Raw genomic sequence first — 10,373 nt, 5'->3', positions numbered from 1 at the left:
CACTGCGAATAGCCCTCGAGCGCCAGGCTGCCGAATCTGTCGTACCCGTCGTGCACAATGACCAGGCGAGCGCAGCCTGATGCTCACCGGGCCGCCACCGAAGTTCCACGGAACTCGGGACATCCTCAGGACTTGCAGCAGGGAATGTTGTAGTTGCCGTCTCGGTGGCCGGCGTCATTGGGCAGGTTGATGTACTTGTTGTGCAACCCGCATCGCTTTAGAATCCAATTCGGTAAGACATGCTCGTCGTTGAACTCAACGGTGCCGCGATGAGCGCCGCAAATGAAGCAAGCGCCGCCCTCGACGATGTAGGTGATGAATCGGTCAGCGCTGAAGTACACGATCCTTCCGCGTTCGTCCATCACCAGCCCGTCGTCACTCGTCGTGAACATCTGCGTTCTCCTCGGTACGAATGGAAGGGTTGGGGACGTACCCGGCTAGGCGTCTCGTCCCCTTGACGCGTACCTATGCTTGCCTCCCATGGCATTTCCTCGGCGTGCCTGTTCAGCCATCGGGCAGAGTCGACGTCGATCACTTTCGCACCGGAGTCGACAAGAGCGCTCAGCAGGTTGGTGTTGGACGAATCTATACGACTCCTCCACCCGCGCCGTGAACCTCAAGTTTCTCAAGCGTTACCGACAGACATGATTGACGAAGCAATCGCGCCCGCGGACTAGTTGAAGTCCGCCGACAGCGGGATGAGACCGTCGGCGTCTGGGTGTACCCCTGTGGGGTCCCCGGCGATGCGTGCGGCCTCATCGGCGGCGGAGTTGAACAGTCCGACGCTGATGTCCTGGATATCAGCGTTGCCGCTGAAACGCATTCCCCCGCAGCGGCCCAACCACAGACCGATCTGGGCGTAGGTCAGCTCCTCGCCTTGCGCGAGGATTCCCGCGATGTACCCGTTGTCGCTGAAGAGTTCGGGGTCCGTCTCGGCGATATAGAAATGCGCGCCTTCGACGAGCGCGGCCGGATCGAGGAATTGCGCCGCGGTCGGGTCACCCGAGTTCTCGCGGTCGATGATCCAATCGACATGGCGCGCCACCATCTCGTGCGCGAACTGTTCGAAGACCGATCCGGTGGGCAATCCGCTTGTTGTCGTGACACTTTGGGCCAGAACGGGATCGGCGTAGGTGCCGGTGTCGGTGAGCGGGGTTGACTTCAGGTCCAGGCCGTCGTTGCGGATGTGCGTCATCTCATGGCACAGCGTCGCGCGCAGAGTCACCTTCGCCTTGCGCAGCGACGGGTGATGGGTGAGGAAATTCTTCCCGAGAATCGTGTTGTCGGCGATCGAGACGGCGACGTGCTGCGCGCCGTCGGTGCCGGTGAAATGCTTCGTGGAGCCAGAGCCTCGAATGTTCGAGAGCCGAGCGATCGTATCGGTGGGTATCCGCGGGTCGGTGAGACCGCTCGCTCGGCTCACCGCAACGATCGCAAGACACTGGCCTGAGGCCATCACCGACGATAGGAATTTGCCGGTGTCGTGGCGCTGAGAGTTCAGCGTCGCCATCACGAGCTCGTTGTGGTCGAACCCGACGAAGGGTTCGACACTGTGTGCCGCGACGAAGGCGGCCAGCTCGCCGAATGCCGGATCGAGGCTCGGTGGGTCCTTGAACAACTCGGCGTCCAGCTGCGCTGATGTACCGGGTCCGACCACGGGGTCGCTGGGTGACAATCCGCGACTCACCTTGAAGTCACTGACCTGTTGGCCCGTTGTCGGACCGAAGACGCCGTCCAGGGGCCCTGTCGGGAATCCGAGCGTCGTCAAGGCCTCCTGGACGCGCATGACCGAGAGGTTTGTCTCGGGTGCCAGCATCCGGTGGGTACCGGCCAGGCACTGCTCGAGAATCGGATCACCAGAAAATCGTGCGGAATTCAAGCCCATAGGGCCGATCTTTGTCCCGAACGCGCCGCCTGTCCCGGCAATTGCAGGAGCAGGATCTAGATGGCGCTGTAGATATTGACCACGTCGTCTGAGGCGGCGATCAAAAGTGTTCCGTCCGTGCTGAACTGAACCTTGTTCACGGCTTTTAGGAACGGCAGCCTGATGTGGTCGTGTCCGGTGTCTGTATTCAGAATCGCGACACCTCCCTTGGCAAGCGCCACCGCCAGTATGGGTCTGACCGGATTGAACGCGATTCCGTTGATCGCACCGTGGTAGTCCCGGGCGAATAGCGGGTTCTCGGTTCCATCCGGAACGCGCCAGACGCGGAGCGTGGCGTCGCCCGGCCCGGTTCTGGTGGCGAGCAACGACGTATCGCTGTTCAGACAAACGCCAATGGGTGGAAACGGATGCGCATACACGATGTCGCTGCCGCCCGCGGTGGCGTCGGTCAGCGTGGCATCGACGACGATGGCGGATTGGTCCAGGCCAACGGCGAAGAGTTGGCTACCGCCGAACCCGATACTTCGCACCCGGTTGAACGACGCGATGGTGCGCCGTGCCGTGTGCTCGGCGTCGACGGAGTTCTCGAACACGCGAACGCCACCGTCACTACAGCCCGTCACAACCCAGCGCTCGTCTGCGCTCATCGCGACGTGAATGACCCCCTCCGGATGCTGCGCCGAGCTCCACAGCGGCCGACGATGGTCAAGGCCTTCGCCGGGGGCCAGAGTCCGGTCGAAAACCTGTACGGATCGAGCGGGAACGCCGGTGCCCGTGGTGACCGGGTTGCCCGTTCCCGTCGCGATCAGTGAACCGGACGGCGCGATGGCTACCGCGTTTACCGGCCCGTCGTGGAGTGCCTGCCAGGTCGGCGCGGTGGAGTTGAGCACACGAAGCGATCCGTTGCCGCCACCGATCGCAACGAACCAATCGTCGCCACCACAGGCGAGCGCAACGATGAGGGTACGGATCGGGACATTGCGGGGGCGCGCGTCATCTTCGGGCGGAAAAGGCACGGGGTCGGCCCTGAAAATGGTGACGCTCGCATCGACTGGACCAGCCCCGTCGTCACCGCCCAACGTGGCGGCGACACCGACCGGCGGCACGCATCCGACTACGCCAATATTGGTGACTGCGTGGTCAAATACCGTGCTCGAGCGCAACTTACTCAGGAAGGCTGGGTCGCTGCCCGGATCAGGCGGGTCGCCCGCGGCGAAGATCTGGTAACCGTCCCCGGTTCCCCACGCGGCGAAATACTTGCCGTCCGGACTGAACAAGGACGGGAAGGCGGTCGGGTTCTCCCGTAGCCACACCGTCGCACTTGTATCGGTATCCGTGATTCGGACCCCATAAGTACCGCCATTGCGTGGCGTTCCGACTAGGAGATAACGGTGGCCCGGACTGAACGCAACTGCGGTGGAGTCGGCGATGTCGACACCGATTGGCGCAAACAGCGGCTCGCGCCCGATGAACTCGGTGGGCAGCGGTTCTGGCTCCGAGTCGCCGAGTTCCAGGTCGAAAACGGCGACCGCGCCTCGGTTCGGGGCGGGGCCCGGACCGATAGACCTTCTTCCCACCACTGCGATTCGCCGCGCGTCATGGCTGAACACACCTCCACCAGGTACTGCCAGCAACGTCCCGGTGAGCAGACTGAAGGTGCACACCGGTAATCGGGTGTCGATATCGGTGAGCGTGACGGTCGGTGCCGCGCCTGTCGTCCACTGTGCCCACGCAATACGCCTGCTGTCCAAGGTAAACCGCCACAGCGAGCCCAGAGGTGCTGTCACCTCGAGTTCGCCGCCGTGAGGGGCCTCCCCAGTCTTGGCGTCTACCACAACGATTCCGGATCCGTTGGGGTAAGCCAACAGCGTCGAGTCCGGGCTGAACCACATCGCGGGCGCGGTGGTGAGGTTGTTCACGAAACCCTTGGGCGGCATAGCCGCCTGCCAAAGGTGCTCACCCGTCGCGGCCGAACAGACGAACAGCCGCCCGTCCCCATCACCCGAGTGGAAGGCCAGCAGTTGGCAGTCCGGACTGAACGTTGGTGAGTTGGGAAAAATCGGCCCTGGACTGTGGGCGGTGAGGCCTTGGATGATGTAGCGCTCCGTGCCCGTGCCCAGATCAATGACCCGGATATGAAAGTCAGGGATCGAGGCCACAGTGATGGCCATCAGCTGACCATCCTGGCTGAATGCCGAACCGGTCACCGCTCCGTCCGCTTCGTCGGTCAGTTGCCAAAGCACCTTGCCGGTCAGCGGTTCGCACGCTGACAACAACTTAAACCGCGCGAAGATTGCGGTCCTACCCAGTGCATCGAAAGTCATTGCGGCGTTCAGGCCGACTTGGTCGGTACTGAATCTGTGGATCAGATCACCGAAGTTCGTCACCGCTGCGCTCCTTTGTGGACGATGCCGGGTGCCGCACTCACTGGTGCCATCCGGCGGGAATGTCGATCGTGTCGATGAAGACGTTGCGTCGATTCAGCTCGGGATGAACCACGGGGGTCGCGGTGCCACCCAAGCTCTCACTCTCGGCCAGCCGCAACCGAAGTGGCCCCGGTGTGCGGGGCAATGTAAGCGAAGGAAGCGCCGACCCCAGGTCACCGTGCACAGTGGATCCCGCGACCGGCAGCCACGCCGGAACTCCGTCGACTGGCGGCCCCGCCGTCACGAGCTCGATATCCTTGGCCGCAACTCCCGTACCGGTCGGCTGTTCGATCGTTGCGTCGACCCTATTGGGATTGCTCGGCCCGACGCCGACGACCGTGACGGTGAGCTGATTGCCGTTGCGTTCGACGACGACGCGACGATCGGGCAGAACCGGCACCTTGTCGGTGACCATGACCATCGAGAGTGCAAGCCCGGGCAGGCTGTGCTGCTGGAACCGGCCAAGGGCGAGCTGAACGAACGGGTTGTAAGGCGGCGCCGCATCGGGGAAGACCAGCTCGATGTCGGCGTACCAGCGGTCGTTGTCGGGCGACACGGCGAACGGCACGACGTCGACGTGGTAGTCGAGTCCGGTTGGCTGGAAGGCCATTCCGGGACCGGCGGTGGTTCGCAACCATTGAGTCGACGGGTACTGTGGAGTCGACGGCGCGTCGAACAGCGGATCGCGCCCCATCTGGGTCACCGGATCTTCGGGCGCCGGTGATGACCCGGGCTGGGCCACGATGACGCCGAGTCGCTCGTCGACACCGGTCTGGAACCACGGCCGGGCCAACTCCACCCGGATGCGTCGTCCCAGCCGAATATGCTCAATCCGGTTGCCGCTGACTTGCGTTGGCTGCCAGGCGAATGCGGGGCCGACAGCTAGGATTTTCAGCGCAGCAGGGCGTGCCGACGAAAGGGCTCGCACGTCTGACGGCTGATCCAACGCACGATGAAACCTCTCCGCAGGTTCGTCTGGTTTGAAGTACTCACGGAATCGGGTAATTGCGTTGAGCGTGTAGTGCGCGACGCGGTACCGGGTATCGCCGAACTCGTGGCGAATCTCCAGGTTTGGGGGGTCACCTCGATCAATGGTGGTGCTGAAGAGGTGTTCGTTTATCTTCAGCTGGGTGTTCATAGCCGCTGTCGGGCCGCTGTCATCGACATCGGTCCACCGTGCCGCGACGTCGAGTCGGCCGGTGCTGTCGGTATTCAATGTCGTTCCGGCGGACGTGAAGTCGGGGTGGAGGTGGATGGACGTCTCGTGTTCTCCCCGGGTGACCTTTGCCGCGGGAAGATTCCACACCGGGTCCAACAGCGGGCGCCTGACTGCATGCACCGCAAAGACTTTGCGTGCTGGTGTCACAGCGGGATTGCGTCCGTCCATGGTCACGTCCACCGGTATCATCGCCTCTTGCCCAGGAACGTCGGACCTGCCGAGCCATTCCGAGAACGCGAAATGGTCCTGGATACCGTCCCGCAGGGTCGATGTCAGTTCTATGGTGGCCATCTCGGCCGGCTTCAGTGTGACTGCCAAGATGTCGTCAGCCCAGGCGATCGTGATGGGCTGTGAGGAATCGGCCTCGGCCACAGTGAGTCGGATGCTCTTCGGGGCGAAATCGGGCCATGCCGGCGACCAGGCTCTGCGCGCGTTGAGGGGTGTGGCTACGCCTCCGGGTTCTACGGGGACGTAGGCATGTACGCCGCTCATTGTGGGTTCGGGCAGGCCCTGATGCGCGTCAATGGCGCGCTGCGCCAGTAGCCAGGACGCCTCGTCGGTGAGCTCATCGAGTATTCCATGCTGTTCGATTAGTGCCAGCGGCCCGGTTGGCGGCAGAAGTTCCCGGGTCTCGACCACTGGGTAGTCGGGATCGATCGCGTGGAGTTGCTGCGGGGTCAGATCGGTATCGCTGCGAATCACCAGCCGATCGATCGCCGCCCCGGTCCCGAATTTGTCTGTGTCCGAATGCAGTAGCGGTGGCGGGACGGGGTCGTATCGGTTGTAGAGGAACAGAGGAGTCGCGAAGGAGTCGTCATCCCTGACGTCGTCCATCGTCAACCCTCCGCCCGTGAGATCGGCGATCCGAACGCGCATCTGGTACCTGTGCGCGAATCTCAGCGTCGGAAGGGCGCCGGGGCGTGGGGTGAACGTCCAACGGAACTGGTACGGAATAGCGCGACTCGGCTCCGTTGACACAGTGGACGGGTCATTCGCCAGCTTCACAACCGGCAGAACCAGACTCCAACCCCCCCAGTGCAGCACAATCTCGTCTGTCAACAGGTCGGTGCGGCCGGAGCGGACGGCGGTGAACGGCTTGACCTGACCTTCCTCGGCCCGGGGCGCGGATCCGCCAGGGCCGATGGTGAGGGGGGGCGCCTCGGTGGGCGGGGACTCCTTGGTGGGCGTCCGGTTCTGCTTCACCGTGTAGGTCGCGTCTCGCTCACACAGCGACCGCCACTGGTTGTTGTCGCTCTTCCTGATGTCGACGCGATAGCCGAGAACAAGATCGTCGGCGGTCAATTCGGTGTTCACCATGGATGCCGCCATGGCGCGCTGCGCTCCGAGTTGCGCGCGGGCGGCAAGCTCAGCATGACGGCCGGGACGCAGCAGCGAAATTCCGATGGACCTGATCGCCGGCATCGTCGGGGATGTCGGCGTCTCGGGGTCGTCGAGCTTCGACGCGGCCTGCTGGAGGGCGGTTCGGGCGCCATCGACATCGAAGTTTGTCAGCGCCCAGGGTGGCCGCTTTCGCCCCTGTGCCAGCGCATTAGGTTGAATCTTCTCGGCCTTGGACAGATCGAGCACACCGTGGGCCACGTCGGTGGTTGACCCTGGCCCCGGCGCCGGGCGGAAGATGCGCGGTCCGAATTCATATCGGGTCCATGGCGATGTCACCAGCTGCTCGAGCACCGGCGAGTTGCGGCATTGCACCGAAAGGGCGTGCGCGTCCTCTGGGCCTCCGATATCCAAAGACTCCACAGGTACACGTAGTTCGAAGACCAACCCCAGGGCGGTCAGCACTGAAGGGTGTTCGCGCAGCATCGACACCGACCGGTGAAAGTCGACCGGCCTGCTCTCCGGCAGGTCCGAGAGTTCGGGGGTTTGTGCGGCAGGGACGGACGCCCACGGGCCGAGTGCCTGGCGAATGGTGTGGTCGGGGTCCGCGTGTGATTGGGCCAGGCCGGTCGTCACCGCGTGGTAGGTGTCAGCGACTTTGCCCGCCTGGGAGAACGTCTCACCGACAATGGGATTGGGTCTCGAGACGGGGCGCCAGGGTTCGACGAGCCCACCTGTGCCACCGAAGAATTCGTTCCAGATCGATGAATCCGCGGTGCGCACATACGTCAGCGGTTCCGGCACTTCAAATGCGACCCCTCCGGAGCCCCTGGTCATCAGTATGAAGTCGGGTTCGTCGAGCATCGACGGCCAGTCGAACACGCCCTGCTGGGTGATGCTGCCTTCGGTGAACCTGGGCACCACCAGAACACGCAGAATCGCCTGAGTGATGTCGTCGGCGGCCAGTCCACTGGGCACCGCGATGAAGAGCATCGGCCGCGTCGTCTCCGCCATCAGACGACGACCCCGTTGGTGTCGCGGTCGAAGGCCGCGCGATATCTGCGCCACTGACTGAGGCCGTCGAAGGCCGTTTCGCCCGGAAGCATGTTCGCGAAATGTTGCAGGTGGTGGCTCGGGTGGCTTGGGCCCGCCAAAACCCATTCACCGCTGTCGAGTTCCATCGTGTCGGACCACAGCGTCAAGTCGACCTCGATGACGAGGGTGGCCCGTCCTACCAGGGCATTGCGCGCCGAAGAGTAGGAGAGGGAGAGGATCAGCTCGATCGACACCGACACCAGTCCGAGGACCTCGACGGACCCGCCGATCCGCAGGTAGCCGGTGACCGTCACCGAATGATCAGCCTCCAACTGGAAGCGGACACCGCCGAGCACGTGAACCTCGCCGCGGGCTATCACGAAGTCGACCACGATCAGCGCGCCGAACTCCATGCCGGCGTCGAATCTCTGCAGACCGTGCTGGTTCAATTCGATCTCGGCGTAACCGGTTCCGCCGAACATCAGCACACTCATCTGAAAAGGGTTGGCGCGACTGGAGAATCCCAAGGCGATCGTCACCGGATCGCCGTTGTAGGGCACGGTCATTCGTGCGGTCAGTGCGATGTTCCGCAGCACGAAAGCGCCGTTGGACAGCGGTGCCGGCTTGGGTGCCAGGCTGTAATGCAACGCGATCGCTGTCGGTGTGACGTCAATCAGATTGCCGGCCTCCCCGAGATCGACCACATCTTTCAAATCCTCGATAAGGCTAAGGTCGCCAATGAATTCGGCCGCGTGCAGGTCCACCGTCATGGTTGGTGGTTGCCCGTCCTTCTGGTTGTAGACGACGTTGGTGAATGTCAGTCGGAGCACAGGATTCCTCGGCGGGAACTCGAACGCGAAGTTCCCAAGAGTGCAATTCGTCTCCGACCCACTCGGACCGCCGGTCACCGAGAGATCGAGGCTGGCACCGGGACCCGCGACGAAGCCTGCCCCATTCGTCTTGAGCTTGATGCCCTGCCACAGCATGGTGATGTCGGGTCCCCTGCCGGAGGCGAAAGAGCACGTGATCTTCGGCGCATCCTTCAGGTCGGTGATCAGGTCCTGCATCGGGAATCCGAGAATCCTCGCGTCCGGGTGGAACAGCGCGGTCGGGTCGATGTCTCCCGTGACTGGGTTCGGGAAGGCCGCCGTGTTGACCGGCCCCAGCGTCCGTGAGATGGCGTTCGCGCTGTAGTTCGGAGCGATCAAGGCGCCAGAGCGGTCGGCCTGTTTTGTGAAGTTCAGATCCAGAGTCTGGTTCTTGATGTCGAGCAGCACGTCGGTCGCGTCGTCGAGATAGGCATCGGCGAAAGTCACGTGCAGGGGATCGTCCTTGCCGAGTAGCGACCGCAACGCAGGCATGGCGATGGAGAGCCCTCTCACCTCGGCGCGGTATCCGTCCGTGGCGTCGGGGCTCAGCGCGACTCCACCGATCGTCACGGCGTGCACCTCGTGAATGTCACCGCTTTCGCCGCCGCCCGCAGACCCCACCAGGTCGATCATGGTGCCGGGCACGGGGATCGGCTGTTCGCCGTACTCGAGGGACAATCGGGTGGTCAGAACCGGGTCGGTCCGTGAGCTGAGGTCAGGCAGGTCGGACACGAACAGCAGCGGCACCGTGCCGTGAACTTCTCCGTCCGTAGTCTGGCATCGGATGGGAAATTGGACCTTGGTCTGGGCTGCCGTCTCCACCCAGAAGAAGGTGTTCGATACATCGGTCGTCCCGAACCGGTGAGACTTCCAGTCGGGCGGCGATCTCAGATCTGTGAAGGTTCGAGGGATGATCTCCACGCCGGAAAAAGGAAATCCGCGGCGGATCTTGTCGTCGGATGACTCGCTGCGCACTGGCTCGACGATGGTGAGAACCTCGATGGTGCGCAACGTGGCCGCGCCGCCCGATTCCGGATCGAACATGCGGATGGTGAGGCGCAGAAACTCGGCCCGATGACCGAAGGGGTAGAGGAAGCCCTTCGCCAAAGTCCGGACGAACATGTCACGACCCAGCACGCAATGGTGTTCCCACTCGAAGGTGGGGTTGTCTTCGGGCCAGCGGCCCGATGCGTCGAGTGTCCCGCCGAGCGAGCCGAGTTCAAGTCGGGTCGCGTGCGCCAGCGCGGACGCCGTCTGGAGGACGATCCGGCCGCGGTCGGCGTGGCCCAATGGGATGTCAAACGGAGGATCGGTGTCATCGAAATCCACTGCCTGGAGACCGATTTGCCCAGCCGCAACCGGGTCCGACGCGATCAACTGCGTGCGCCACAGACCCGCGACCTCGCCGGCGAATCGCGGTGTCGTGGCGTGCCGGCACACCACCGTTCCGGAGGTGAGTGCTTTGGGCACGATCGTCAGACGCGAGGGCAGCTCGAGCGCGGTGTCGTCCGGCCCTGGCTTGCCTGTGCCCGTCTGGATGGGCCGATCGATCAGAGCGGCGAGTATTCCGGCAGCGGTCAGCGGTATGGCGGTGTTGCGCG

At 63.5% G+C, this 10,373-nt stretch carries 5 protein-coding genes; all 5 read right to left on the bottom strand.

The window, feature by feature from the left end; translation table 11 throughout:
* Positions 1–125 precede the first annotated feature (125 nt).
* Positions 126–392: a hypothetical protein gene (locus QOI01_RS26165; protein ID WP_526386078.1), complete on the bottom strand. Its 267-nt coding sequence runs from the start codon at positions 390–392 to the stop codon at positions 126–128.
* Between the two features lie 281 nt (positions 393–673).
* A complete protein-coding gene (locus QOI01_RS26160; RefSeq protein WP_526386077.1) occupies positions 674–1,885 on the bottom strand; it encodes a peptidoglycan-binding domain-containing protein in 1,212 nt (403 codons plus the stop codon).
* Between the two features lie 56 nt (positions 1,886–1,941).
* Positions 1,942–4,272, bottom strand: coding sequence for a WD40 repeat domain-containing protein (locus tag QOI01_RS26155; RefSeq protein WP_526386076.1), 2,331 nt, complete (start codon positions 4,270–4,272; stop codon positions 1,942–1,944).
* A 37-nt stretch (positions 4,273–4,309) separates the two neighbouring features.
* Positions 4,310–7,882 (bottom strand): hypothetical protein, encoded by a 3,573-nt coding sequence (locus QOI01_RS26150; RefSeq protein WP_526386075.1) that lies wholly within the window; start codon positions 7,880–7,882, stop codon positions 4,310–4,312.
* Positions 7,882–10,373: hypothetical protein (locus tag QOI01_RS26145; RefSeq protein WP_526386074.1), on the bottom strand; the 2,492-nt coding region annotated here is incomplete at its 5' end. The genes QOI01_RS26150 and QOI01_RS26145, both read right to left, overlap by 1 nt.

The organism is Mycobacterium sp. (genome assembly GCF_032162605.1).
GTDB lineage: Bacteria > Actinomycetota > Actinomycetes > Mycobacteriales > Mycobacteriaceae > Mycobacterium.
The sequence above is the reverse complement of the archived record's forward strand: the minus strand, read 5'-3'. Positions and strand labels throughout refer to the sequence as shown.

Bases quoted from the DNA above. Each gene is read 5' to 3' on its own strand.
- QOI01_RS26165 (WP_526386078.1), bottom strand. From the start codon at position 392: ATGTTCACGACGAGTGACGACGGGCTGGTGATGGACGAACGCGGAAGG.
- QOI01_RS26160 (WP_526386077.1), bottom strand. From the start codon at position 1,885: ATGGGCTTGAATTCCGCACGATTTTCTGGTGATCCGATTCTCGAGCAG.
- QOI01_RS26150 (WP_526386075.1), bottom strand. From the start codon at position 7,882: ATGGCGGAGACGACGCGGCCGATGCTCTTCATCGCGGTGCCCAGTGGA.